Source organism: Enterobacter cloacae complex sp. XAL002 (assembly GCF_049236805.1).
GTDB classification, from domain to species: domain Bacteria; phylum Pseudomonadota; class Gammaproteobacteria; order Enterobacterales; family Enterobacteriaceae; genus Enterobacter; species Enterobacter intestinihominis.
On the sequence record NZ_JBMKJN010000029.1, the window covers coordinates 25,881 to 50,805 of the forward strand.

At 55.6% G+C, this 24,925-nt stretch carries 22 protein-coding genes; 7 read left to right on the plus strand and 15 right to left on the minus strand.

Annotation, left to right across the window (positions count from 1 at the left end; translation table 11 throughout):
- Positions 1 to 66: 66 nt before the first annotated feature.
- The 3 genes from dinF to ACOT0L_RS20765 all read right to left on the minus strand — a co-directional run bounded on the left by dinF (position 67) and on the right by ACOT0L_RS20765 (position 2,553).
- A complete protein-coding gene (gene dinF / locus ACOT0L_RS20755) occupies positions 67 to 1,404 on the minus strand; it encodes an MATE family efflux transporter DinF (RefSeq protein ID WP_126504139.1) in 1,338 nt (445 codons plus the stop codon).
- A 63-nt stretch (positions 1,405 to 1,467) separates the two neighbouring features.
- Positions 1,468 to 2,076, minus strand: a complete 609-nt coding sequence (gene lexA / locus ACOT0L_RS20760; protein WP_003860318.1) for a transcriptional repressor LexA — start codon at positions 2,074 to 2,076, stop codon at positions 1,468 to 1,470.
- 108 nt (positions 2,077 to 2,184) lie between these two features.
- Complete coding sequence (locus tag ACOT0L_RS20765; protein WP_006810487.1) at positions 2,185 to 2,553, minus strand: diacylglycerol kinase; 369 nt, start codon at positions 2,551 to 2,553, stop codon at positions 2,185 to 2,187.
- A gap of 154 nt (positions 2,554 to 2,707) precedes the next feature.
- Here ACOT0L_RS20765 and plsB point away from each other — a divergent pair, with 154 nt between their 5' ends.
- The gene (plsB, locus tag ACOT0L_RS20770; RefSeq protein ID WP_022646738.1) at positions 2,708 to 5,128 is read left to right on the plus strand and encodes a glycerol-3-phosphate 1-O-acyltransferase PlsB; all 2,421 of its coding nucleotides are present in this window, start codon (positions 2,708 to 2,710) and stop codon (positions 5,126 to 5,128) included.
- 89 nt (positions 5,129 to 5,217) lie between these two features.
- Here the strand turns inward: plsB and ubiA are convergent, their stop codons facing one another.
- The 5 genes from ubiA to malK all read right to left on the minus strand — a co-directional run bounded on the left by ubiA (position 5,218) and on the right by malK (position 10,339).
- Positions 5,218 to 6,087 (minus strand): 4-hydroxybenzoate octaprenyltransferase, encoded by an 870-nt coding sequence (gene ubiA / locus ACOT0L_RS20775; protein ID WP_063149602.1) that lies wholly within the window; start codon positions 6,085 to 6,087, stop codon positions 5,218 to 5,220.
- A gap of 12 nt (positions 6,088 to 6,099) precedes the next feature.
- Positions 6,100 to 6,597, minus strand: a complete 498-nt coding sequence (gene ubiC, locus ACOT0L_RS20780; protein WP_022646736.1) for a chorismate lyase — start codon at positions 6,595 to 6,597, stop codon at positions 6,100 to 6,102.
- 172 nt (positions 6,598 to 6,769) lie between these two features.
- Positions 6,770 to 7,708, minus strand: a complete 939-nt coding sequence (gene malM / locus ACOT0L_RS20785) for a maltose operon protein MalM (RefSeq protein ID WP_126504137.1) — start codon at positions 7,706 to 7,708, stop codon at positions 6,770 to 6,772.
- 111 nt (positions 7,709 to 7,819) lie between these two features.
- Positions 7,820 to 9,187, minus strand: coding sequence for a maltoporin (locus ACOT0L_RS20790; protein ID WP_032621777.1), 1,368 nt, complete (start codon positions 9,185 to 9,187; stop codon positions 7,820 to 7,822).
- A 42-nt stretch (positions 9,188 to 9,229) separates the two neighbouring features.
- Positions 9,230 to 10,339, minus strand: coding sequence for a maltose/maltodextrin ABC transporter ATP-binding protein MalK (malK, locus tag ACOT0L_RS20795; protein WP_003860329.1), 1,110 nt, complete (start codon positions 10,337 to 10,339; stop codon positions 9,230 to 9,232).
- A 371-nt stretch (positions 10,340 to 10,710) separates the two neighbouring features.
- Here malK and malE point away from each other — a divergent pair, with 371 nt between their 5' ends.
- The 3 genes from malE to malG all read left to right on the plus strand — a co-directional run bounded on the left by malE (position 10,711) and on the right by malG (position 14,472).
- Complete coding sequence (gene malE, locus ACOT0L_RS20800) at positions 10,711 to 11,901, plus strand: maltose/maltodextrin ABC transporter substrate-binding protein MalE (protein WP_022646733.1); 1,191 nt, start codon at positions 10,711 to 10,713, stop codon at positions 11,899 to 11,901.
- A gap of 121 nt (positions 11,902 to 12,022) precedes the next feature.
- Positions 12,023 to 13,567 carry a maltose ABC transporter permease MalF gene (gene malF / locus ACOT0L_RS20805; protein ID WP_023299085.1) on the plus strand — a complete coding sequence of 515 codons (1,545 nt, stop codon included), beginning with the start codon at positions 12,023 to 12,025 and terminating at the stop codon, positions 13,565 to 13,567.
- Between the two features lie 14 nt (positions 13,568 to 13,581).
- Entirely contained in the window at positions 13,582 to 14,472 is an 891-nt protein-coding gene (gene malG / locus ACOT0L_RS20810; RefSeq protein ID WP_003860332.1) for a maltose ABC transporter permease MalG, read from the plus strand.
- Between the two features lie 96 nt (positions 14,473 to 14,568).
- Here the strand turns inward: malG and psiE are convergent, their stop codons facing one another.
- The 6 genes from psiE to pgi form a co-directional block, all read right to left on the minus strand.
- Complete coding sequence (psiE, locus tag ACOT0L_RS20815) at positions 14,569 to 14,979, minus strand: phosphate-starvation-inducible protein PsiE (protein ID WP_000202963.1); 411 nt, start codon at positions 14,977 to 14,979, stop codon at positions 14,569 to 14,571.
- Positions 14,980 to 15,157: 178 nt separating this feature from the next.
- Positions 15,158 to 17,254, minus strand: coding sequence for a YjbH domain-containing protein (locus ACOT0L_RS20820; RefSeq protein ID WP_126504135.1), 2,097 nt, complete (start codon positions 17,252 to 17,254; stop codon positions 15,158 to 15,160).
- Complete coding sequence (locus ACOT0L_RS20825) at positions 17,254 to 17,991, minus strand: capsule biosynthesis GfcC D2 domain-containing protein (protein WP_126504133.1); 738 nt, start codon at positions 17,989 to 17,991, stop codon at positions 17,254 to 17,256. Before ACOT0L_RS20825 ends, ACOT0L_RS20820 begins: the two co-directional genes overlap by 1 nt.
- The gene (locus ACOT0L_RS20830; protein WP_126504131.1) at positions 17,988 to 18,626 is read right to left on the minus strand and encodes a YjbF family lipoprotein; all 639 of its coding nucleotides are present in this window, start codon (positions 18,624 to 18,626) and stop codon (positions 17,988 to 17,990) included. Before ACOT0L_RS20830 ends, ACOT0L_RS20825 begins: the two co-directional genes overlap by 4 nt.
- 63 nt (positions 18,627 to 18,689) lie before the next feature.
- On the minus strand, positions 18,690 to 18,932 hold the full coding sequence (gene yjbE, locus ACOT0L_RS20835; RefSeq protein ID WP_003860341.1) for an exopolysaccharide production protein YjbE: 243 nt from the start codon (positions 18,930 to 18,932) through the stop codon (positions 18,690 to 18,692).
- Between the two features lie 366 nt (positions 18,933 to 19,298).
- A complete protein-coding gene (gene pgi, locus ACOT0L_RS20840; protein WP_022646728.1) occupies positions 19,299 to 20,948 on the minus strand; it encodes a glucose-6-phosphate isomerase in 1,650 nt (549 codons plus the stop codon).
- Positions 20,949 to 21,322: 374 nt separating this feature from the next.
- On the opposite strand from pgi, the gene lysC reads away from it, so the two are divergent.
- From lysC to ACOT0L_RS20855, 3 genes are all read left to right on the plus strand, one after another.
- Positions 21,323 to 22,672 (plus strand): lysine-sensitive aspartokinase 3, encoded by a 1,350-nt coding sequence (lysC, locus tag ACOT0L_RS20845; protein ID WP_022646727.1) that lies wholly within the window; start codon positions 21,323 to 21,325, stop codon positions 22,670 to 22,672.
- Positions 22,673 to 22,765: 93 nt separating this feature from the next.
- Positions 22,766 to 23,710, plus strand: a complete 945-nt coding sequence (gene panS, locus ACOT0L_RS20850) for a ketopantoate/pantoate/pantothenate transporter PanS (RefSeq protein ID WP_023295757.1) — start codon at positions 22,766 to 22,768, stop codon at positions 23,708 to 23,710.
- Positions 23,711 to 23,760: 50 nt separating this feature from the next.
- On the plus strand, positions 23,761 to 24,033 hold the full coding sequence (locus ACOT0L_RS20855; RefSeq protein WP_017382612.1) for a DUF3811 domain-containing protein: 273 nt from the start codon (positions 23,761 to 23,763) through the stop codon (positions 24,031 to 24,033).
- Here the strand turns inward: ACOT0L_RS20855 and rluF are convergent, their stop codons facing one another.
- A complete protein-coding gene (gene rluF, locus ACOT0L_RS20860) occupies positions 24,034 to 24,906 on the minus strand; it encodes a 23S rRNA pseudouridine(2604) synthase RluF (RefSeq protein WP_022646725.1) in 873 nt (290 codons plus the stop codon).
- Positions 24,907 to 24,925: the final 19 nt, after the last annotated feature.

A 24,925-nucleotide genomic window follows, 5' to 3' on the forward strand; every position in this document is an offset into this window, starting at 1 on the left:
GCTGGACGTGATTATTATTGTAGTTAAGGATTCGGCATTTATTTTTATATTCGGAATCTTTAACCGTTACGATATATCGTGCGGGGCTGGAAACCAGGTATTGTTTCGCCAGTGACGACGCCAGATAACGGCCAGCGAAAGGCCACGCAGTGAGAGAAACACCGCCAGCGCGAGCCACAGACCATGATTGCCGAGATACGGCAAGGTCAGCAGCGTCAGGCCGAACCCCGCCGCAGCGACGGCCATGCTGTTGCGCATCTCCGCCCCTCGCGTCGCACCAATAAACATGCCGTCCAGCAAATAGCACCACACACCCACCACCGGTAATACTACCTGCCAGAGGATGTAGCGATCGGCCAGCTCACGTAGCGCGGGCAACGAGGTGAGAAGCGCGACAATATGCCCACCAAAACAGGCGTAAACCAGAGCAAAGACCAGCGCCACCAGACCCGCCTGACGACAGGCAGCACGCCAGACTTCGCGTAACTGGCCGCTTTCACGCGCGCCATAAGCCTGCCCTGAATGCGCCTCGACGGCGTAAGCAAAACCATCCAGCGCGTAAGCGGTAAAGGTCAGTAACGTCATGAGCACTGCGTTGACGGCGACGATCTCAGGCCCAAGACGCGCACCAAAAACGGTTAATGCGCCGAAGCAGAGTTGCAGCAGGAGCGAACGGAGCATGATGTCGCGATTAAGCGCCAGCAGCTTACGCATATTGCCGCGCCAGGCCGATTTCAGCAGATCCAGGGTGATACCGCGCATCGCCAGCACGCGCCAGACCATCCCCAAACCGATCAGCAGCGTCCCGTACTCGGCAATTGCCGTAGCCAGCGCCGCGCCCCGGACGTTCATGTGCAGTCCCATCACCAGCCAGAGATCGAGGACAATATTGAAAAGGTTACCCACCACCAGCAGGATCACCGGCGCGCGGGCATACTGCACGCCCAGCAGCCAGCCCAGAAGGACCAGGTTTGCCAGTGAAGCGGGCGCGCTGAGCCAGCGAATTTCGAGGAACCGCCGGGCTTGTTCCAGTACGGCATCGCTGCCGCCTACAATATGGAGCGCAAGATCAATCAGCGGCGTACGCAACAGAACGATTAACGCGCCAGCACCGAACGCCAGAATGAGCGGCTGAACCAGCGCACGCGCCAGACGCAGGGGATCTTTTGCACCATACGCCTGGGCCGTAAGGCCTGTCGTACTCATGCGCAGAAAAAGTAGCAGCATAAAGAGGAAGCTGGTCGCCGTTGCGCCAATCGCGACGCCGCCCAGGTAAATCGGCGAATCGAGATGCCCGATAACTGCCGTATCCACCAGCCCCAGCAGAGGAACGGTAATATTGGAAAAAATCATCGGTAGCGCAAGACGCCACAACGCCTTATCGGCAGAAGTTAGCAATGCCATGGAAATTACCGGAATCAGAAAACAGGCCAGGCTGTAGAGGAACTACAGCCTGTCAGGAAGAGATTACAGCCATTCACCGTTGCGGATAACGCCGACCGCCAGCCCTTCAATAGAGAAGCTCTGCTCGCGGAGATCCACCACAATCGGGGAGAATTCATTGTTTTCAGGCAGAAGCTGCACGGTATTGCCTTGTTTTTTCAGGCGCTTAACCGTCACTTCATCATCAATGCGCGCCACCACGACTTGCCCGTTACGCACGTCCTGCGTTTTGTGTACCGCCAGCAGATCGCCATCCAGAATACCGATATCTTTCATGGACATTCCGCTAACGCGCAGCAGGAAATCGGCGCTCGGCTTGAACATGCCTGGGTCAACCTGATAGTGCCCTTCGATGTGCTGCTGCGCCAGCAGAGGTTCACCTGCGGCTACGCGACCCACCAGCGGAATACCGCTCTCTTCTTCCACCAGCAGACGGATGCCGCGTGAGGCGCCGGAAACAATCTCAATCACGCCCTTACGCGCAAGCGCCTTAAGGTGCTCTTCGGCAGCATTAGGAGAACGGAAGCCCAGACGCTGCGCAATTTCTGCACGCGTGGGTGGCATACCCGTCTGGCCGATATGATCCCGAATGAGATCAAACACCTCTTGCTGCCTGGTCGTTAACGCTTTCATACCGCCCCCTGGGTGTATATACAGTTATGCTGTGAGTATATACAGTCAAAGGCGATTTTGGAACCAAAAACTGCACAAAAAACCAGGGACTTAATTATTCCTCGAGGCTCATCGGAAATGCGACCAAAGTAGCGTGACCCATGTGATCGCCGCCGTGATAATCGACAGCAGTACGGCAGCGGAACCCATGTCTTTCGCCCGGCCAGACAGTTCATGGAATTCCGACCCGATTCGGTCAACAACGGCCTCAATAGCGCTATTCAGAATTTCCACTATCATCACCAGAAGGACAGATCCGATGAGCAGTACGCGGGTGATAGCATCAACATCAAGGAAGCAGGCGATGACAACGGCAACGATTGCGGCAACCGCTTCCTGGCGGAAAGCGGCTTCATTAACCCATGCGGCGCGGAAACCTTTCCATGAATAACCGGCAGCTTTAATGATTCGAGTTAACCCAGTGGTATTATTGGCCATTAAAAGAACCTTTTATGATAAATAGCGTCAGTAACTAAAGCCGCAGCGCGTTTTGCTGCGACCTGAAGTATGACGGGTAACAACAGAAATTTTGCGCGCTTTCTGTTATCCTTGCGCCGCAATTGCATTATTAACCAGAGGCTTTACATCGTTTATGTCCGGCTGGCCACGAATTTACTACAAATTACTTAATTTACCATTAAGCGTACTGGTAAAAAGTAAGTCTATCCCAGCAGAACCTGCGCTGGAATTAGGGCTCGATACGTCGCGCCCTATTATGTACGTTTTGCCTTATAACTCGAAGGCAGACCTGCTAACGCTTCGCGCTCAATGTCTGGCGCACGATTTACCTGACCCGCTTGAACCGCTGGAAGTCGACGGTACGCTGCTGCCGCGCTACGTGTTCATCCATGGCGGACCGCGCGTGTTCACCTATTACACGCCGAAAGAAGAGTCCATTAAGCTGTTCCATGATTACCTCGATCTGCACCGCAGCAACCCCGATCTGGACGTGCAGATGGTGCCGGTGTCGGTGATGTTTGGCCGTCGTCCGGGGCGTGAAAAAGGGGAAGAGAACCCGCCGCTGCGTATGCTCAACGGCATTCAGAAATTCTTCGCCGTCTCATGGCTGGGACGCGACAGCTTTGTTCGCTTCTCGCCTTCCGTTTCACTGCGCCGCATGGCGGATGAACACGGTACTGACAAAATCATTGCGCAAAAGCTGGCGCGCGTTGCGCGTATGCACTTTGCACGTCAGCGTCTGGCGGCCGTTGGGCCACGTCTCCCGGCGCGTCAGGATCTGTTTAACAAGCTGCTGGCTTCCAAAGCGATTGCCCGTGCCGTAGAAGACGAAGCGCGCAGCAAGAAGATTTCGCACGAGAAAGCGCAGCAGAACGCAATCGCGCTGATGGAAGAGATCGCCGCGAACTTCTCCTACGAGATGATTCGTCTCTCTGACCGTATCCTCGGTTTCACGTGGAACCGCCTCTATCAGGGGATTAACGTCCACAACGCCGAGCGCGTGCGTCAGTTAGCGCATGACGGCCACGAGATTGTCTATGTGCCCTGCCACCGCAGCCACATGGACTACCTGCTGCTCTCTTACGTGCTCTATCACCAGGGCCTGGTGCCGCCGCATATTGCTGCCGGTATCAACCTGAACTTCTGGCCAGCTGGTCCGATTTTCCGCCGTCTGGGTGCGTTCTTCATTCGTCGTACCTTCAAGGGTAACAAGCTCTACTCCACCGTCTTCAGGGAGTATCTGGGCGAGCTGTTCAGCCGCGGTTATTCCGTGGAGTACTTTGTTGAAGGCGGTCGCTCCCGTACCGGTCGTCTGCTCGATCCGAAGACCGGCACGCTGTCGATGACCATTCAGGCCATGCTGCGTGGCGGTACGCGTCCTATCACGCTGGTGCCTATTTACATCGGTTATGAACACGTGATGGAAGTGGGCACCTACGCGAAAGAGCTGCGCGGTGCGACCAAAGAGAAAGAGAGTCTGCCGCAGATGCTGCGTGGTCTGAGTAAATTGCGCAACCTCGGTCAGGGCTACGTGAACTTTGGCGAGCCCCTGCCCCTGATGACATATCTGAACCATCATGTTCCGGAGTGGCGCGAGTCTATTGATCCTATCGAAGCGGTACGTCCGGCCTGGCTGACGCCAACGGTCAACGGCATTGCATCCGAGCTGATGGTACGCATCAACAATGCTGGTGCGGCAAACGCCATGAACCTGTGTTGTACCGCGCTTCTGGCCTCTCGCCAGCGTTCACTGACCCGTGAACAGCTGACCGAGCAGATTGATTGCTATCTGGATATCATGCGCAACGTGCCGTATTCCGTGGATTCGACCGTGCCGTCTGCCACCGCCAGCGAATTGATCGATCACGCGTTGCAGATGAACAAGTTCGAAGTCGAGAAAGATACGATTGGTGACATCATCATTCTGCCGCGCGAGCAGGCCGTGCTGATGACCTACTACCGTAATAACATCACGCACATGCTGATGCTGCCGTCACTGATGGCAGCCATTATTACCCAGCACCGCCGTATTTCGCGTCAGGAGCTGCTGCGCCATATTCAGGCCATCTATCCGATGCTGAAAGCGGAGCTGTTCCTGCGCTGGAGTAACGATGAGCTGGCGGCAGAGCTCGATAAAATGTCCGCAGAGATGCGTCGTCAGGGGCTGATTACCATCAGTGATGACGAACTGCATATCAATCCGTCACGTTCCCGAACCTTGCAGCTCCTGGCTTCCGGTGCGCGTGAGACGTTGCAGCGCTACGCCATTACCTTCTGGTTATTGAGTGCTAACCCGTCAATCAACCGCGGTACGCTGGAAAAAGAGAGTCGGACACTGGCCCAGCGCCTGTCCGTTCTGCATGGCATTAACGCCCCGGAATTCTTCGACAAAGCGGTATTCAGCTCCCTGGTGCTGACGCTGCGCGACGAAGGTTACATTAGCGATACGGGCGATGCTGAGCCGGAAGAGACGATGAAGGTTTACCAGATGCTGGCAGAGCTGATTACCGCGGATGTGCGTTTAACGATTGAGAGTTCAACGCAGGGCGAGTGATGTTAAAGCCGGGTGGCGCTAACGCTTACCCGGCCTACATGTTCTGCTAAATCGTCGGCCGGGTAAGGCGAAGCCGCCACCCGGTTTTTTTATGACCAGTAACTCATCGCTAGCCCCATAAACAGCACCAGCCCGACGTAGTTATTATTCAGAAACGCTTTAAAGCAGGCTTCACGCTCGCGCTTCGCGATCAGCTTCTGCTGATACGCAAACAGCAGACCCGCCACCAGCACGGACCAGTAAAACTCCCAGTTCAGCCCGTTCAGGCTACCAATCGCCACCATCAGCGCCAGCACCGACACCTGCAATATGCCGATGATCAGTTTGTCGTGACGGCCAAACAGGATCGCCGTCGATTTGATGCCAATCTTGAGATCGTCATCGCGATCGACCATCGCGTATTGGGTATCGTACGCAACGGCCCAGAGAATATTCGCCAGGAACATCAGCCAGCAACTGAGCGGAACGGACTCGCTGACCGCGGCAAACGCCATGGGAATCGACCAGCCAAATGCCGCACCCAATACCACCTGCGGCAGATGGGTGTATCGCTTCATAAATGGGTAGACCCAGGCCAGCGCCAGAGCAGCGACGGACAGCAGAATGGTCATGGTGTTAAGGGTTAACACCAGCATGAAAGAGAGAAGCACCAGCACCACAAACAGGATGCGCGCCTCTTTCCCGGTCACCTGACCGCTCGGCAAAGGACGATTCGCGGTGCGCTTAACATGTCCATCAAATTTCCGGTCAGCATAGTCGTTGACCACACAGCCCGCAGCGCGCATCAGCCAGACACCCGCCACAAACACCGCCAGGATCCACAGCGGCGGTACGCCCGGCGTGGCAACCCACAGCGCCCATAAGGTCGGCCACAGCAGCAGCAGCGCGCCAATGGGTTTATCAGTACGCATCAGGCGGTGATAGGCCAGCAGCTTATTCTGCGTCAGACTCCACTCCATTTTTTCTCCCTCTTAATACAACGGCGATGCAGGCAAAAAGAGTTCCGTCAGTATTAACGGCTTGCCACTCAAACGAAGGCGGGAACGTCGCCCCCACAAATCGGCATCGCAACCAATTTCAATAAAATCACGGGTCAGTTCAGACGAGGTGAACAGATAGCGCCCCAGCGGCGTTTTGCCGAGGCGTTGCAGTGCCAGCTCCGGCCCGGAAAGTGTAGACTCAGGAACCACCGTTCGCCCGGCAAGCCACGGCTCGCCATCCGCACAGAGTAAAATTTCACGCAGCCAGTAGCGTTCTTCCTGCGGCAGCAGCGGCAGCTCGCTGGCAATCTCCGCAGGCGAGACAAACCCTTCCTGAATCATCGTCACCGTGACCGTTTTACCCTGTTGCTCAAAACGTTTTGTCATGGAATCTTCCAGCAGCAGCCAGTCCAGCTGTTCCGGGTCAAGCGCAGGGATGTGGTCGAAATAGCGTAGCGCACGCAGCTGCGTTAGCGCGGGGTGTGACATGCCAGACTCTCCGATACATAACGTAAAAGCATTGTATCGCAGATTGGCAAAATGAGGACGGACAAACAGAATTTAACGATCACTATCGCAACAAAGGTGCAACTTAGCCAAAAAAAGTGCGCCCGCGAAGGCGCACCAAACGACTAACAAAATCAGCACTGTGGGGAGACGGTTACCCCTTGCCTTTTACACTGCTGATAAAGGTGGAACGGGCAGTGGTTGAACCTAAACGCTCGGCTTCATCAAGCAGTTTCAGCGCTTTATCGACATCGCCGTTTTTAACTGCCTGCTTGATGGCGTTGTTAAAGTAAGTTTCAGTATCGTTAAGCACCGGCTCGGCTTTTTTCGCCGGGGCCGGGGCTGCGGCTGGTGCTGCGGCTGGCGCGGCATACACAGGCGCGGCAGTATTACCCACCGTTACCGGACCCGGGCCAGATGAGCCAAACAGTGGGCCTACGAGTACGCTGGAGCTGCTGTTGGTTTTCACCTTCAGCTTAAGCAGGCCGTCGGTGGTATGGCGCGCAATCGGATCGGGAATATCGGGAATGGCGTTACCAACCCCTTTGGCATAGGCTTTTGCCGGATCGAGCAGAGTGGTGGTTTGCTGCAAATCTTTTTCAGTGGTGAAGACCAGTACGTAGAGCTTTTGCTGCCCGAGCGCCGGGGTCAGACGCATTACCCCTTCCAGGCGGTCCGCGCTCATTACACCCGGCTCTTGATAGGTAAAATAGCTGCTGGGGAAATAGGCGGAAGGCGTCATGTTCTGATCGAGGATCAGAACGTTCGGCGCAAAAATGCTGGTCTGTTTGTTAACTTCACTGGATAAAGTCAACGTTAGCTCACCGATATTAGCCGGTACGCTATAGGCGGCTACCGGCCCGGTAATGCCAGCCACATTGAGCTGTTGGCCACCCGTCGCAAGCTGTGTGCTCTGCGTTTTGGACTGATCCACCGGCGTCCAGGTTAATTGCTGTAGAGCGGCTGTCGGAATGGCAGGCGCTGCGCTGGTATTCTGCGGTACATAATTGACGTCAGCGAGCGTAACGCCAGGCACACAGGCCAGCAGACCCGCTGTCAGGCACAGCGCGACGAGATTTTTCTTCATTTTCATTGTTATCACCTCAGAAAGCGTAAGCACTGCGGTGGCCAGGCAATAGCGCGCAGTACCTCAGGAATTGAGGGGCTCTCGCCCCCCAGATTACATCGTCAGATCAGGATGCGGTTACCACCAGATTTCCATCTGGGCGCCGAAGGAGAACTCATCGTCATCGCCGCGGCTGGTAGAGAATCGACCGTTACCGGTGGAGTCAGAGATCGCGTAACGGGTGGCATCGCCGTTACCGTTCTTCGCGTAGCCCCATTTCTCATCCCACTTCGCGTAGGTTGCGAAGACACGGATGGCCGGACGAGACCAGATGCTGTCGCCAGCCTGCCACTGTTGCGCCAGGGTGATTTTGTACTGGCTGTTGCGATCGCCGGTTTCCTGGGATTTGACGTTGTCGTAGCCCACTTCCAGCAGGGTGCTCATGATTGGCGTCCATTTGTACATCGGACGTACACCCACGGTCCACCAGTCACTCCCCTGGTTATCATCCATGTCGAGTTTCTGGTACATACCGACATACATCAGGTCCCACTTGTCGGCCAGGGTGATTGCACCGTGGTCCAGGATGCGCCAGAGGCTGCCGTTGTTGTTAATCACATCGTTGGCGTAATTGGTCGTCGTGCCATCAGGATTCGTGATGGTAAAGCTGGAAGAACCATAGGAACCCTGGCTCAGACCTTTACCCTGCGTGGTCATTGAGTCCATCGCATACTGCAGCACAAACTTGTTGTAGCCTTTCAGCATGCTCTGGGTATGTTCAGCGGTGAACATCCAGCCATCTTTCGACGCGCCGTCGGCAAGATCATAGCCGTCGGTCGTGTTCGCGCGGCCATAATCCACACCCAGTTCCAGCACGCCGTCCGGGTTAGTTTCCAGGCCCGCTAAACGCACGTCAAATACGTCGTTCGCGGTATCTTTGGTACGGTCATAGATGTTCTGGCTGCTGAAGGCATAAGAACCGCCAGCTTCCTGGGAACGCGTCGCTGCCAGAGACAGTTTACCGAAGCCCAGATCGATGTTTTCAATACCGGCACCAGGACCAGAGATATCCCAGTAGTAGAAGTCGATCATGTGTACGTCATGACGCTGATAGAAGCGCTTACCGGCCCAGATGGTAGAGCCAGGCAGCCATTCAATCAGGTTTTTACCCTGCACGTTAGCTTCACGGAACGCCGGATCGGTACCTTCCCAGTCATTCTGCTGTGCCACGGAGTACGCTACGTTGGTGTCGAAATAGAAGCTCTTGTCGCCTTCTTTCCACACTTCCTGGCCCAGTTTCAGTTCGGCGTAGGTTTCACATTCGTTACCGAGACGGTATTTACTTTGTGCGCCTGTTGCCTGGAAACATTGTTGTTCACCGCCACTACCCGTCCAGCCGATACCAGAACGAGCATAACCATGGAAATCCACTGCCAGTGCCTGAGCAGACATTACGCCCGCTGCGACGGCAACTGCCAAAGGAAGTTTGCGCAGAGTAATCATTATTCTATCTCCTGAGATCATTGCTTTTCTTTGTAATTGGAATGCTTAAACGCCTGGCTCTTTGTGCAACCGACGACATGCAGTGCCATCCTCACGGAACAGATGGCAACGCTCTGGCGGCAAACCGATAGCGAATGTGGCACCCTCTTCTACCAACACCACGTCATTCTGGCGGTAGACCAGGTTCTGACGGATGGCGGGGATCTGGATATGAATCTGTGTTTCGTGACCAAGCTGTTCGACGACCTGAACTTCACCTTCCAGCGTCACATCAGCGATGTGGCTCGGCAGTAAATGCTCAGGGCGGATACCGAGGGACATATTGGCCCCCACCTGTACATTGGCGCTGTCGACCGGCAGCCAGACTTGCTGACGGTTTGGCAGCTCCACCTGTACCTGTTCGATTGCCGTCGCGGTCACTTTTACGGGCAGGAAGTTCATCTTTGGCGAGCCAATGAAGCCCGCAACAAAGCGGTCTGCCGGATAGTGATACAGCTCCAGCGGTTTGCCCACCTGCGCCACGCGACCGGCGTCCAGTACCACGATTTTGTCGGCCAGCGTCATCGCTTCGACCTGATCGTGGGTGACGTAAATCATCGTGCGCCCCAGGCGCTTGTGCAGACGGGAGATTTCGATACGCATCTGGACGCGCAAGGCGGCATCCAGGTTAGAGAGAGGTTCATCGAGCAGGAATACGCGCGGCTCGGCCACCAGCGTACGGCCGATCGCCACACGCTGACGCTGACCACCGGAGAGCGCCTTCGGTTTACGCTCCAGCAGATGTGCCAGCTGGAGCACTTCCGCCACCTGGGTGACGCGCTGGTTAATGGTCTCTTTTTTCGCGCCGGCCAGCTTCAGGCCAAAGGACATGTTCTCGGCAACGGAAAGATGCGGATAAAGCGCATAAGACTGGAACACCATGCCCACGCCGCGTTCAGCTGGCGGGATGTCGTTCATTCGGGTATCACCAATAAATAAATCGCCACTGGTGATGGTTTCAAGACCGGCAATCATACGCAGCAGAGTAGATTTACCACAGCCTGATGGACCAACGAACACCACAAACTCACCTTCGTGGATGTCCAGATTGATGTCTTTTGACACCACAACGTCGCCCCAGGCTTTCGTTACATTACGCAGCTGTACGCTCGCCATGCCCTTCTCCCTTCGTTACAACCTGTCACCGACAGAAACATTCAAGATAAGTTCACTATGCGTGTTCCATTACTTTCGTGAATCCTCCACCCCCCGGCTTTTTTATGGGGGAGGAGGCGGGAGGATGAGAGAGCAGGCTCTGCGACCGCAGCGGAGGGGCTAAGGCGAAAATCGTGAAGCGGCCTGCAAAATTCAGTGGGTTTTTATGTGCGCCAGCACTCATAACTTAAATTTATGTTACAGGGATCACACAAACAGGGGGTGGGGCGTAGGGACTGGGAGGATGGAAAGAGGATGTCAAATAAGGAGACTGAGTCACGTTGAACCACCTTATGTATCCACGAGCACATCACCAATAAAGGATGGCAGATATGAAGATCAAGACTGGCGCACGCGTTTTCGCATTGTCCGCCCTCGCAGCAATGATGATTTCCGCACCGGCTCTCGCCAAAATTGAAGAAGGTAAGCTGGTTATCTGGATTAACGGCGACAAGGGCTATAACGGTCTGGCCGAAGTGGGCAAAAAATTCGAGAAAGACACTGGTATCAAAGTCACCGTAGAACACCCGGACAAACTGGAAGAGAAGTTCCCGCAGGTTGCGGCAACCGGCGATGGTCCGGACATTATCTTCTGGGCGCATGACCGTTTCGGGGGCTACGCGCAGTCTGGCCTGCTGGCAGAAGTCACGCCAGACAAAGCCTTCCAGGACAAACTGTTCCCGTTCACCTGGGACGCCGTTCGCTATAACGGCAAGCTGATCGCTTACCCAATCGCGGTTGAAGCCCTGTCACTGATTTACAACAAAGACCTGGTGCCAAATCCACCGAAAACCTGGGAAGAGATCCCTGCTCTGGATAAAGAGCTGAAGGCGAAAGGTAAATCCGCTCTGATGTTCAACCTGCAAGAGCCGTACTTCACCTGGCCGCTGATTGCTGCCGACGGCGGCTACGCGTTCAAGTTTGAAAACGGCAAATATGACGTGAAAGACGTGGGCGTGGACAACGCGGGCGCGAAAAAAGGCCTGACCTTCCTGGTTGACCTGATTAAGAACAAACACATGAATGCGGATACCGACTACTCCATCGCGGAAGCGGCGTTCAACAAAGGCGAAACCGCGATGACCATCAACGGTCCGTGGGCCTGGACCAATATCGACAAGAGCAAAGTCAACTACGGCGTGACCCTGCTGCCAACCTTCAACGGCAAGCCGTCTAAACCGTTTGTTGGCGTGCTGAGCGCGGGTATCAACGCCGCCAGCCCGAACAAAGAGCTGGCGAAAGAGTTCCTCGAAAACTACCTGCTGACCGATCAGGGTCTGGATGAAGTGAACAAGGACAAACCGCTGGGCGCCGTTGCGCTGAAATCCTTCCAGGATCAATTAGCGAAAGATCCACGCATTGCGGCCACCATGGATAACGCCCAGAAAGGCGAAATCATGCCGAACATCCCACAGATGGCTGCGTTCTGGTACGCCACCCGTACCGCCGTCATCAACGCGGCAAGCGGTCGCCAGACTGTTGATGCCGCGCTGAAAGATGCTCAGGGTCGTATTACTAAGTAAGTCTGAAAAACGGCGGGTGGCGAGTGCGCTTACCCGCCCTACGACTACGGCACGATCCGTAGGTCAGGTAAGCGCAGCGCCACCTGACGATAAGTTTCCACCGTTGTAGAGGAAGAACCCCATGGATGTCATTAAAAAGAAACGCTGGTGGCAAAGCGACGCACTGAAGTGGTCAGTGATAGGTCTGCTGTGTCTGCTGGTGGGTTACCTTGTTGTTTTAATGTACGTGCAAGGGGAATACCTTTTTGCCATCATGACGCTGATTTTAAGCTCGGTTGGCCTGTATATTTTCGCCAACCGTAAAGCGTATGCCTGGCGCTATGTCTACCCCGGTGTTGCCGGGATGGGGCTGTTTGTCCTCTTTCCGCTGATCTGCACCATCGCGATTGCCTTTACTAACTACAGCAGCACCAACCAGCTCGCGCAGGAGCGTGCCACCCAGGTGCTTCTGGATCGTTCTTATCAGGCGGGTAAAACCTTTAACTTCGGCCTGTATCCTGCGGGAGATGAGTGGAAGTTAGCGCTCACTGACGGTGAGAGCGGCAAAAACTATCTTTCCGACGCGTTCAAATTTGGCGGCGAGCAGAAGCTGGTCTTAAAAGAGGCCGCGGCCCTGCCGGAAGGTGAACGTGCCAACCTGCGTATCATCACTCAAAATCGCCAGGCGCTGACCCAGCTCACCGCCGTGCTGCCCGATGACAGCAAAGTAACCATGAGCTCGCTGCGCCAGTTTTCCGGCACGCAGCCGCTTTATACTCTGGCGGATGACGGCACGCTGACCAACAACCAGAGCGGCGTAAAATACCGCCCGAACAACGATATCGGTTTCTATCAGTCGGTGAATGCCGACGGCAGCTGGGGCGACGACAAGCTCAGCCCGGGCTATACCGTTACCATCGGCTGGGATAACTTTACCCGCGTGTTTACCGACGAAGGCATCCAGAAACCGTTCTTCGCCATCTTCGTCTGGACGGTAGTCTTCTCCATCCTGACCGTGATCCTGACCGTGGCCGTGGGCATGGTGCTGGCCTGTCTGGTCCAGTGGGAATCCCTGAAAGGGAAAGCGATTTACCGCGTGCTGCTGATTCTGCCGTACGCCGTGCCGTCGTTCATCTCGATTCTGATTTTCAAAGGGTTGTTTAACCAGAGCTTCGGTGAAATCAACATGATGCTGAGCGCGCTGTTCGGCATCAAACCGGCCTGGTTCAGCGACCCGACCACCGCTCGCTCGATGATTATCATCGTGAACACCTGGCTCGGTTATCCGTACATGATGATCCTGTGCATGGGGCTGCTGAAGGCCATCCCGGACGACCTGTACGAAGCCTCGGCGATGGACGGCGCGGGTCCGTTCCAGAACTTCTTCAAAATTACCCTGCCGCTGCTCATTAAGCCGCTGACGCCGCTGATGATTGCCAGCTTCGCCTTTAACTTTAACAACTTTGTGCTGATTCAGCTGTTGACCAACGGCGGTCCGGACCGTCTCGGCACCACCACGCCGGCAGGCTATACCGACCTGCTCGTGAGCTACACCTACCGTATCGCCTTCGAAGGCGGCGGCGGTCAGGACTTCGGACTGGCGGCGGCGATTGCCACCCTGATCTTCCTGCTGGTGGGCGCCCTGGCGATCGTGAACCTGAAAGCTACACGTATGAAATTTGACTAAGGAGGGCACTGAACATGGCTATGGTACAACCCAAATCTCAGAAACTGCGCCTCCTCGCGACGCACTTAGGCCTGCTGATTTTCATCGCGGCGATCATGTTCCCGCTGCTGATGGTTATCGCCATCTCCCTGCGTTCGGGGAACTTCGCCACCGGGAGCCTAATCCCGGATGAAATCTCCTGGGAGCACTGGAAACTCGCGCTGGGCTTCAGTGTGGAACACGCGGATGGCCGAGTCACTCCGCCGCCGTTCCCGGTGCTGCTGTGGTTGTGGAACTCGGTAAAAGTGGCGACCATTACTGCCATCGGCATCGTGACGCTCTCCACCACTTGTGCTTACGCCTTCGCCCGTATGCGTTTCCCGGGCAAAGCGACGCTGCTGAAAGGGATGCTGATTTTCCAGATGTTCCCGGCGGTGCTGTCACTGGTGGCGTTGTATGCCCTGTTTGATCGTCTTGGCCAGTACGTGCCGTTTATCGGCCTGAACACCCACGGCGGCGTGATCTTCGCCTATCTTGGCGGCATCGCCCTGCATGTGTGGACCATCAAGGGCTATTTCGAAACCATCGATGGTTCACTGGAAGAAGCCGCCGCGCTGGATGGCGCCACCCCGTGGCAGGCGTTCCGCCTGGTGCTGCTGCCGCTGTCGGTGCCGATTCTGGCGGTGGTGTTCATCCTGTCGTTTATCGCGGCGATCACCGAAGTACCGGTCGCCTCTCTGTTGCTGCGCGATGTGAACAGCTACACCCTGGCCGTCGGTATGCAGCAATACCTCAACCCGCAAAACTACCTGTGGGGCGACTTTGCCGCGGCGGCCGTACTCTCTGCCATCCCGATTACCGTGGTGTTCCTGCTGGCCCAGCGCTGGCTGGTCAACGGCCTGACGGCGGGCGGTGTGAAAGGTTAAGTTTCATCTGTTATGCCACTGCAACCCTCAACTTTAGACGTATTGTATTGAACCAACTTGTGACTGTTGTTAGGCGCTCTTCGGAGCGCCCTTTTTTTATTCGCGTTTCAGCCGCTTTGAGTTGCACAGCCAGAGGGTGATCACCAGCAGCAGGATCGCCGCCGAGTAGATCAGCACGTCGAGCGGGGATTTATGATCGACGATGATCAGCCGCACAATGGCGGTGATGCCAATATAGACAAAATAGCGCAGCGGGAAGTGAAAGCCGGACTGAAAGTACTTCACAATCAGGGCGATAAATTCAAAGTAGAGAAAGTAGACCACCAGGCCTTCCACCAGCGCGTATTTGCTGGTTTGCTCAGGTGCGAACAGCACATCCGCCAGATGCACCGTCTCTTTACCCAGAAACACGACCAGGATCAGGCCAAGGCTCAGCAGACCGAGGTTCAGCACGGTCTGGAGTATCGTTGAGATAAACTCAACACGCGGACGAGTCAGGGATGTCATACAGCACCTCATTCTCCAGGGCGAGGTTCCTGTATAACGCAAAAATGTGACGGGGATCTATATTTTTTGTTTATGTTTTGTCCACATGAACATTCTTGCCGGGCGGCACTGCGTTTGCCCGGCCTACAAAAATATTCTTGTAGGCCCGGTAAGCGCAGCGCCACCGGGCAAACAAGCATCAGCGGAAGTTAATGTTCTTATCGCTGGTCATATCATACAGCTGGAACTTACGTCCAAGCTGCTGACCGCCGTCGCGCGTCAGCGGCGTCCAGCCCACTGCCGCACGGCTGCGGGTTGGGCCTGACGAGAACAGATCCAGCGGAATCGACACGTACACCCCTTTGGTGAAGTCCCCTTCCCCGTACTCGTCTGGCGAAACGTTGGTGATGGTGGCATAACCGCCTACCACTACGCCGCTGTCGAAGTGTTTGGAGATATCCAGCGTGCCGCCCTTATCGCCCGCCAGGTACTGCCCGACGCTGGCTTTCACCAGCACATCCTGTGCGAACGACGGCGTCCAGTAGGCGGTCAGGTGGCCGGTTTTGACGCTGTAGTCGGTGAACTTCATCATGTCCTGCGCGCTGCGCCAGTCACGCTGTTTCACGTAGTTGGCATCAATCCCAAACGCCCAGTTGCTGTCGACGGGACGATAAAGCACCTCCGCCCCCGCGCCGCCGAACATGGTTTCCAGATAGCCACCGTAAACCTGGCCGTAGAAGCCGTTACCGAAGTACTGGAAGTAGTTGGCCTGCAGGTTATTCACGTAGATATCGTTCTGCACATATTCGCGAACGCGGGTACGCACGCGCGGCAGTTTTGAATCGTTCGGCGGGTTGGTGTAGTTAAATTTGTCGTAGTTGTTGGCAAGGTTGCCGAACAGACTACCGGTGGTCAACAGGTGGTCGGTCACCCACAGATCCGCCGTCGCCATCGCGCCCAGCTGATACATGTAGAAGTTTTCCGGCCCACCCACGGACTGGTTCAGCACCGGATCGATATGGAAATCGAAGCGGGATTTATCGATATACCAGCCCTGCTCGGTGCTCTCTGGCACCACCGGCTCAACGCGTTTTTGCACCAGCTCGGTTTCATGTCCCAGCGGTTCGCCTTCAAGATGACGCTTAAGGCTGGCAACATCGGTTTCAGTGGTGACCTGCGGCAGGTTGAGACGGTTCTCCGTCACGCGGATCGTGCGGATCCCCTCCGGCAGATCGTTCATGACGATCCGGTTGGCGCGCTCGATCCCTTCGCGGGAGTCGCGGTATTTTACCTGCTCGCCGGTGACGTACAGCGTATCGCCTTTGGTCTGGATCTTCGGATCCGCCAGGCCTGCGTTATATTTCAGCAGCGTCAGCTGGTTCGCTACTACGGAGTGCTGAATGATCGCATCCTGCGGCTCCGGCTGGTATTTGGGCCGCGGGTTATCATTGTAGCGCGGCCGCATGTCGTTAAAGTTGGTGCGCAGCGTAAAGCCAAACATCAGGGTATTACCGCGCTCATAGCTGAGGTTAACGTCGGCCCAGTCGGTGACGCGGTAAATGGCGCCGAGGTTAAACTTGCTCTTCTGCTCAATCTTGCCGGCAAAATCTTCGCTGTAGTTATTGCCTTCGTACTCCAGCTTCAGGCGCAGCGGCTGCCATGGCGTTTGATACTCTACGCCTCCAAACAGCGAGGCCGGGCCGTGGAACATCTGGTCGCCGTTGATGGAACCCGCTTTTTTATAGCTGTTATCGCGGTAGCAGTATTTGTCGCTGTAGGTACAGAACGGGTTGGTTACGTTGCCGCTGGTGCCGAGGTAGCCCCAGCCAAGACCCAGCGAGAAATCAAACGGTCCCCAGGCTTTGCTGGCAACGATGTATTCCGCATCAAACAGGCCGGTCCCGCCAATGTCTTTCGCCCCGACGGAGACCTGCGGCATCCAGTAGCTCTCTTCCCACAGGCGCAGCTTCACGTCGAAGGCTTTGTCTTTATAGGTCTGATCGCCGGAGAAGGCGTCCACGCTGCTGTACTGTTTTGTACGCACGTCGGTGTAACGCAGCGTGGTCTCCAGCCAGGGGAACAGCTGCACGGACGCAGAGTAGTAACGGTACTGATCGTTATCGCGATAGTTAAGGCTGATTTCCCCTTCGCGGGCCATACGCGCGGTCGGGGTTTGAAGTAAGCCCACGCCGCCAAAATCGGACTGCGACGGGCCGATGGGTGCCGGATACGTTTCTGCATGACAGGCGGCACTCACGCACAGTGCAAGCATGCTGTAGAGATAGGTTTTTTTCATTATTCCGGTATCCGCTGTATCAGGGAGCGAAGGATATCGGCATTAAGCCCGTCATACGCTTTCGTCCAGAAATGGTCGGCAAAACCGACAAAAATGATGCTGCCTGGCATAGGTTCGATATGGCGTTTATTCCAGTAAGCCACCGGCGCTTTTTGCGTCTGCCCGTCAGGATAGACCACCCAGGCATAGCTGTTATCCGCACCGCTGAGCAAGCTTTGCTCGTCGAGATAGCTCACGACGTCCCGGCCCGGCGTAAACGACTTTTTGCCAGGGCTGCTGATAAGCCCCATCACGGTGACGGTGGAAGGCTGAGCCGGCAGCCACAGGGTATAGTCCCCTTCCAGCGACGGATTGCCGTTTTCGGCGACGCGCACCTCATCCGGATCGAGATTCACCTTCTGGCGACCCGTCACCTTAACCGCCTGAAGCTGCTGACGCAGGCTAGTAATGGCCGCGGCATCGTCAGCATCTTCCTGTTGTGCCAGCCCGCTCAGTCGGGCGAGCAGCGCCTGATGTTTTTGTTCCGCTACAATCGTCGCCTGACGCTCGCTGATAACCGCCCCGGTCCACCAGCTTTTCGCCAGCCTCGGCTGCCCCACCAGATCGAGCAGATGCCCGGCATTGGTTAAGGTTTTAGGTTTTTCGCTGTCCGGGGTGTAGACCTGTACCGTTCCCGCAGACCACGCCAGCGGCGAGGCCAGGCTGGCGAGAAGCGCAACGTGAATGAACATTTTCATGATTTCGCCGCCTTGATCAGGGTGGTCTTCACCGGGAAGAAACCGGCACCGAGATACTGTAAGGACTGGCGGATTTGCCCCTCTTCGTCCACCCAGAAGCGGTTATGCCAGGTGGCCTGATCGGTTGTCACCTCTTCATCCAGCACGCGCACCTGCGTTTCGTCGCTGCCCACTTTGACGCTGTCCGTACCATCCCAGCGGAAGGTGGAGCGGGCCGTGGCGTAGCGCACCTGTTTGTGCTCGGTCCAGCCCATTGTGCGCGTCCAGCTTGCGCCATCGACGATATGATTCGGCTTGATGAGCGGATCTTCAGCCAGGTTGTTTACCTCAAGCAGGTTGTCGCCGCCGAGCAACGTTTTCACGATTCGGGAATGCTGAGTCACGATGGTGGCCTGATCCTGCGTCACCCATTTCTGCTGCCCGTTTTCATCGAAAGCGAGCACCACAAACAGTTGCGGACCATCGTTTAGCTGCATGTACTGGCTGGCATACGGCATGTTCTGAAGTTCGTCATCGGTCAGATGCACGCCCGGCGTGCCGAACATGCTGTCCCACAGTGAGTGGCCCAGCCCTTTGGTGGTAGCTGAGCACGCCTGCAACAGCAGGCAAATCAGGATGATTGCAGGTCGCTTCACGACTCTTCTCCGAAGGGGCGAAATAACCACACCGAAGTGTGGTTATGATTAAAACACCCGGTATTACTGGGTGCTGGTCGTCGTAGTGGTCGTGGTTCCGGTATTGGAGCCATCACCGCCACCGGTTGCCGCCAGCGCGACACCCACGGCTGAACTTACGGCGCTGGTGCTGGCTGCGGTAGAACTCCCCGCAGACGCAGACGTCGCTGCCGACCCTGCTGCTTCCCCGACCTGGACCGGAGCTGCATAGACAGACGTCGCCGCAAGCGCAGATATGGCAAAAATGCCATACAGTACTTTCTTCATAACAATTTCCCTTCAATGAATGAATGGAGATTTGCCCGAAAAGAAATTCAGGCGGATTCGAGTATACACAACTAAAGCAGTGGGTTTACCGTGGGGGTAAATAGGGATGAGGTTTTCAGACTAATGGTTAAAAATGAAAAGAAAAAATAATTATTGAAATAGATAACCATTCATTATCAAACAGTTATAATATAAACCCATTAAATTATCACTCCGTATTTTCTTAAAATAACCCTCAGCAATTAACGGGGTAACCGTGTTTTTCGGATTAAACTCAGATTCAGAATTTGAGATAACTAACAGACATCAGGAATTATCCGATAAAAAAATGCCGGCATATCGCCGGCATTGTTCATGACATATTTATTACGCACGCCATGCTTTATAACGGTTAATCAGACCATTGGTGGAGCTGTCGTGGCTGTCGATTGCTTTATCGTCACCCAGCTCTGGCAGAATGCGGTTTGCCAGCTGTTTGCCCAGCTCAACGCCCCACTGGTCAAAGGTGAAGATGTTCAGAATAGCGCCCTGAGTGAAGATCTTGTGCTCGTAGAGGGCAATCAGCGCGCCCAGGCTGAACGGCGTAATTTCACGCAGCAGAATGGAGTTAGTTGGACGGTTGCCTTCGAACACTTTGAACGGCACAACGTGTTCCAGGGTTGCCGGATCTTTACCCTGGTCACGGTACTCCTGCTCAACCACCTCGCGGGATTTACCGAACGCCAGCGCTTCGGTCTGGGCGAAGAAGTTAGACAGCAGCTTCGGATGGTGGTCGGACAGCGGGTTGTGCGTAATCGCCGGGGCGATGAAATCGCACGGTACCATTTTGGTGCCCTGATGGATCAGCTGGTAGAACGCGTGCTGACCGTTGGTGCCCGGCTCGCCCCAGATGATTGGGCCAGTCTGATAATCCACCGCGTTACCGTTACGGTCAACGTACTTGCCGTTGGATTCCATGTTGCCCTGCTGGAAGTAGGCCGCAAAGCGGTGCATATACTGGTCGTACGGCAGAATCGCTTCGGTTTCAGCGCCGAAGAAGTTGTTGTACCAGATCCCGATCAGCGCCAGCAGCACCGGCAGGTTTTTCTCAGGCGCGGTGGTGGAGAAGTGTTTGTCCATCGCGTGCGCGCCGGAGAGCAGCTCAACGAAGTTGTCGAAGCCGACGGACAGGATGATGGACAGACCGATCGCAGACCACAGTGAGTAGCGGCCACCCACCCAGTCCCAGAATTCAAACATGTTCGCAGTATCAATACCGAACTCACCCACCGCTTTACCGTTGGTGGACAGCGCCGCGAAGTGTTTCGCCACGTGCTTTTCGTCGCCCGCGGTTTTCAGGAACCAGTCGCGCGCGCTGTGGGCGTTGGTCATGGTTTCCTGAGTGGTGAAGGTTTTAGACGCCACCAGGAACAGCGTGGTTTCCGGGTTCACCTTTTTCAGCACTTCAGCGATGTGAGTCCCATCGACGTTGGACACGAAGTGCATGTTGAGATGGTTTTTGTACGGGCGCAGCGCCTCGGTCACCATGAACGGGCCGAGGTCAGAGCCGCCGATACCGATGTTTACGACGTCGGTGATCGCTTTGCCGGTGTAGCCTTTCCACTGACCTGAGATGATCGCTTCAGAGAAGGTTTTCATCTTTTCCAGCACCGCGTTCACTTCCGGCATCACATCTTTGCCGTCAACGATAATTGGAGTATTGCTACGGTTGCGCAGCGCCACGTGCAGCACGGCACGGTCTTCGGTGCGGTTGATCTTCTCACCGGAGAACATGGATTTGATGGCATCTGCCAGCTCAGTCTCTTTCGCCAGATCTTGCAGCTTCGCCAGCGTCTCTTCGGTGATACGGTTCTTGGAGAAATCCACCAGCATCAGGTCATCGAAGGTGGCGGAAAACTTGCTGAAACGATCGGCATCTTTCGCGAACAGATCCGCGATAGTGACGTCTTTCATTTCATCAAAATGTTTCTGTAGTGCCTGCCATGCAGCGGTCTGCGTTGGGTTGATGTTTTTCATAGCAATACTCTTCTGATTTGAGAATTGTGACTGCGGTCGATTGTAGCGCCTGCAAATAAAAATTGTGATGGTTTTTATGCCATTGCCCTGGTCTGCATCAAACGCAGGTGAAAAGACCCGAAAAGTATAGCTGCTGTCGCGCCCTTCCGGCGTGGCGAAATGTTGGTCAAAAAGGGGTAAAAAGGAGCATAAAATATGGGCCTGTTATAAGTCCTGTTTCTGAGGGGTACCCCCCCATGAAAAATCCGCATAATCCCAGCATTGACAGGACCTCCCCCGCATTTTATTTATAGGGCCGTATTTTGCGCCTGCACCTGTTCTCGCTTCATTCTTGTGCCAAGGTCGCTCTATTCATTCCCTGACACGAGGTTGTTATGACGAGTTTTGTGGTCGCCAAGTTTGGCGGCACCAGTGTGGCAGACTACGCTGCCATGAACCGCAGCGCCGATGTGGTGCTGGCCGATCCGAATACCCGCCTGGTGGTGCTCTCCGCCTCAGCCGGCGTGACGAACCTGCTGGTTTCTTTGTCTGAAGGACTGGAAGCGACCGAGCGTTTCGTGAAGCTGGATGCACTGCGCAAAATTCAGTTCGACATCCTTGAGCGTCTGCAAAACCCGAACGTCATTCGTGAGGAAGTGGAACGCCTGCTGGAAAATATCACTACCCTGGCAGAAGCCGCTTCACTGGCAACCTCTACCGCCCTAACCGATGAACTGGTCAGCCACGGCGAACTGATGTCCACCCTGCTGTTCGTTGAAATCATGCGCGAGCGCAATATTCAGGCGCAGTGGTTCGACGTGCGTAAAGTAATGCGCACCAGCGACCGCTTTGGCCGCGCCGAGCCGGACGTTGAAGCTTTGGCAGAGCTCACTAACCAGCAGCTTGCCCCGCGTCTGGATGAAGGCATAGTGATCACCCAGGGCTTTATCGGCAGCGAAGCCAAAGGGCGCACAACCACGCTGGGCCGTGGCGGCAGCGACTATACCGCCGCCCTGCTGGGTGAAGCCCTGCATGCCACCCGCGTGGATATCTGGACGGACGTGCCGGGCATTTACACCACCGACCCGCGCGTGGTCTCTGCGGCAAAACGCATTGACGTGATCGCCTTTGAAGAAGCGGCTGAAATGGCCACCTTCGGCGCAAAAGTGCTGCATCCGGCCACGCTGCTGCCTGCCGTGCGCAGCGACATTCCGGTCTTCGTTGGCTCCAGTAAAGATCCAAAGGCGGGCGGGACGCTGGTCTGCAAGAAAACCGAGAACCCGCCGCTTTTCCGCGCGCTGGCCCTGCGTCGTAAGCAGACGCTGGTTACCCTGCACAGCCATAATATGCTGCACTCCCGCGGATTCCTGGCGGAAGTGTTTGGCATCCTGGCGCGCCACAATATCTCCGTGGACCTGATCACCACGTCAGAAGTCAGCATTGCGCTGACGCTCGACACCACCGGTTCAACCTCAACGGGTGATACCCTGCTGACGCAGTCGCTGCTTATTGAGCTTTCCGAGCTGTGCCGCGTGGAGGTGGAAGAAGATCTGGCGCTGGTTGCCATCATCGGTAATAAGCTGTCGCGCGCGTGCGGCGTGGGCAAAGAGGTGTTCGGCGTGCTCGACCCGTTCAGCATCCGCATGATTTGCTACGGCGCGTCCAGCTACAACCTCTGCTTCCTGGTCCCTGCCGATCAGGCCGAGCAGGTTGTGCAGAAACTTCATCAGAATTTATTTGAATAAAATTCGTTAGCACGATAAACATTATCCATAAGCCGGGCACAGACCCGGCTTTTTTATAACAAAACAACACGACAATACTGCAAGGAATTCACTATGCTCTCCGCTATCACCCGGCTGTTCCCGTTATGGGCGCTGCTGCTCTCCGTACTCGCGTATTACACTCCCACCACGTTCACAGGCATTGGTCCGTGGGTCACCACGCTACTGATGCTGATTATGTTCGGCATGGGCGTGCATCTAAAAATTGACGATTTCAAACGCGTGCTGTCTCGCCCGGCACCGGTTGCCGCAGGGATTTTCCTGCACTACCTGGTGATGCCGCTCGCGGCCTGGCTGCTGGCGATGGCCTTTAAGATGCCGCCCGACCTTTCCGCCGGGATGGTGCTGGTGGGGAGCGTCGCCAGCGGCACGGCATCTAACGTCATGATCTATCTGGCGAAAGGCGACGTGGCGCTCTCCGTCACTATCTCTTCCGTTTCCACGCTGGTGGGCGTGATTGCCACGCCGCTGTTAACCCGCCTGTACGTGGACGCGCATATCCAGGTGGATGTGATGGGCATGCTGCTCAGCATTCTGCAAATCGTGGTGATCCCGATTGCGCTGGGACTGGTGATCCACCATCTCTTCCCGCGGGTGGTGAAAGCGGTTGAGCCGTATCTGCCCGCGTTTTCGATGGTCTGCATACTTGCCATTATCAGCGCCGTGGTAGCCGGTTCCGCATCGCACATTGCTTCAGTGGGCTTTGTAGTGATCGTCGCGGTTGTGCTGCATAACACCATTGGTCTGCTGGGCGGATACTGGGGTGGAAAGCTGTTTGGTTTCGACGAATCCACCTGCCGCACGCTGGCGATCGAAGTGGGGATGCAGAACTCTGGCCTGGCGGCGGCGCTGGGTAAAATTTACTTCTCACCGCTGGCGGCGCTACCGGGAGCGCTGTTCTCCGTCTGGCACAACCTGTCCGGTTCGCTGTTAGCAGGGTACTGGTCCGGTAAGCCGATTGATGACCAACCGAAAAAAGATGCGGTGAAACAGGGTTAATTGAGCCGGCTTGCTTTACACTGAAGCCTCCCCATCAGGAGGCTTCAGCAATGGCTACACCACGTTTGACCCAGAAAGACATGACCGAAGCCGAGCAGCGCGAACTTAAAACGCTTCTCGACCGCGCCCGCATCGCGCATGGCCGCACGCTGACGAACGCCGAAACCAATCAGGTTAAAAAAGAGTACATCGATAAGCTGATGGCGCAACGTGATGCCGCGGCGAAAAAAGCCCGCAAGCTGAAAAAAGAGCAGGCGTATAAACCCGACGCAGAGGCGACTTTTTCCTGGTCCGCCAGCACATCAACCCGTGGAAGGCGCTAATCAGCGCCCTTTCTTTTTGCGCCCCGGCTGGGTAAAGCGTTTTCCGTTGCCCGGCTTGCCTCGCCCTTTCTCTTCCGCCTGCGGTGCCTTCACCACCGGACGCTTAATCGCCTGCGTTTTCGGTTTGGCTTTAGCTTTCGGCTTCGCTTCGGACGAGGAGTTCTCGATAAGTTTGAACAGCTCGATCAGCTCGTCATCCGTTAAGTCACGCCACTCGCCCAGCGGGATGCCAGACAGGCTGACGTTCATGATGCGCGTGCGTTCCAGCTTCGTCACTTCATAACCGAAGTACTCGCACATGCGGCGGATCTGGCGGTTCAGGCCCTGAACCAGCGTGATGCGGAACGCGAACGGTGCTTCTTTTTTGACTTTACACTTCTTCGTCACGGTGCCCAGAATCGGCACGCCAGCGCCCATTCCGCGGATAAACTCGTCCGTCACCGGCTTGTTCACCGTCACGATGTACTCTTTCTCGTGGTCGTTACCGGCACGCAGAATTTTGTTGACCAGATCGCCGTGGTTGGTGAGGAAAATCAGCCCCTGAGAGTCTTTATCCAGACGGCCAATCGGGAAAATGCGGCTACTGTGGTTCACGAAATCAACAATGTTGTCCCGCTCGCCATCTTCCGTGGTGCTGACAATCCCAACCGGTTTGTTCAACGCGATAAACACCAGGTCTTCGGCATCACGCGGTTCGATGACCTGACCATTCACTTTCACCACATCGCCAGGTACCACCTGATCGCCAATGGTGGCGCGTTTGCCGTTAAGAAACACGTTACCCTGTTCAATGTAACGGTCAGCCTCGCGACGTGAGCAGATCCCGCTCTCGCTAATGTATTTGTTTAATCGGGTTGATTGAGTTGGCAGCATAGTTTCTCCTGTGAAGGGC

Bases quoted from the DNA above. Each gene is read 5' to 3' on its own strand.
- dinF (WP_126504139.1), bottom strand. From the start codon at position 1,404: ATGGCATTGCTAACTTCTGCCGATAAGGCGTTGTGGCGTCTTGCGCTA.
- lexA (WP_003860318.1), bottom strand. From the start codon at position 2,076: ATGAAAGCGTTAACGACCAGGCAGCAAGAGGTGTTTGATCTCATTCGG.
- ACOT0L_RS20765 (WP_006810487.1), bottom strand. From the start codon at position 2,553: ATGGCCAATAATACCACTGGGTTAACTCGAATCATTAAAGCTGCCGGT.
- plsB (WP_022646738.1), top strand. From the start codon at position 2,708: ATGTCCGGCTGGCCACGAATTTACTACAAATTACTTAATTTACCATTA.
- ubiA (WP_063149602.1), bottom strand. From the start codon at position 6,087: ATGGAGTGGAGTCTGACGCAGAATAAGCTGCTGGCCTATCACCGCCTG.
- ubiC (WP_022646736.1), bottom strand. From the start codon at position 6,597: ATGTCACACCCCGCGCTAACGCAGCTGCGTGCGCTACGCTATTTCGAC.
- malM (WP_126504137.1), bottom strand. From the start codon at position 7,708: ATGAAAATGAAGAAAAATCTCGTCGCGCTGTGCCTGACAGCGGGTCTG.
- malK (WP_003860329.1), bottom strand. From the start codon at position 10,339: ATGGCGAGCGTACAGCTGCGTAATGTAACGAAAGCCTGGGGCGACGTT.
- malE (WP_022646733.1), top strand. From the start codon at position 10,711: ATGAAGATCAAGACTGGCGCACGCGTTTTCGCATTGTCCGCCCTCGCA.
- malF (WP_023299085.1), top strand. From the start codon at position 12,023: ATGGATGTCATTAAAAAGAAACGCTGGTGGCAAAGCGACGCACTGAAG.
- malG (WP_003860332.1), top strand. From the start codon at position 13,582: ATGGCTATGGTACAACCCAAATCTCAGAAACTGCGCCTCCTCGCGACG.
- psiE (WP_000202963.1), bottom strand. From the start codon at position 14,979: ATGACATCCCTGACTCGTCCGCGTGTTGAGTTTATCTCAACGATACTC.
- ACOT0L_RS20820 (WP_126504135.1), bottom strand. From the start codon at position 17,254: ATGAAAAAAACCTATCTCTACAGCATGCTTGCACTGTGCGTGAGTGCC.
- ACOT0L_RS20825 (WP_126504133.1), bottom strand. From the start codon at position 17,991: ATGAAAATGTTCATTCACGTTGCGCTTCTCGCCAGCCTGGCCTCGCCG.
- yjbE (WP_003860341.1), bottom strand. From the start codon at position 18,932: ATGAAGAAAGTACTGTATGGCATTTTTGCCATATCTGCGCTTGCGGCG.
- pgi (WP_022646728.1), bottom strand. From the start codon at position 20,948: ATGAAAAACATCAACCCAACGCAGACCGCTGCATGGCAGGCACTACAG.
- lysC (WP_022646727.1), top strand. From the start codon at position 21,323: ATGACGAGTTTTGTGGTCGCCAAGTTTGGCGGCACCAGTGTGGCAGAC.
- panS (WP_023295757.1), top strand. From the start codon at position 22,766: ATGCTCTCCGCTATCACCCGGCTGTTCCCGTTATGGGCGCTGCTGCTC.
- ACOT0L_RS20855 (WP_017382612.1), top strand. From the start codon at position 23,761: ATGGCTACACCACGTTTGACCCAGAAAGACATGACCGAAGCCGAGCAG.
- rluF (WP_022646725.1), bottom strand. From the start codon at position 24,906: ATGCTGCCAACTCAATCAACCCGATTAAACAAATACATTAGCGAGAGC.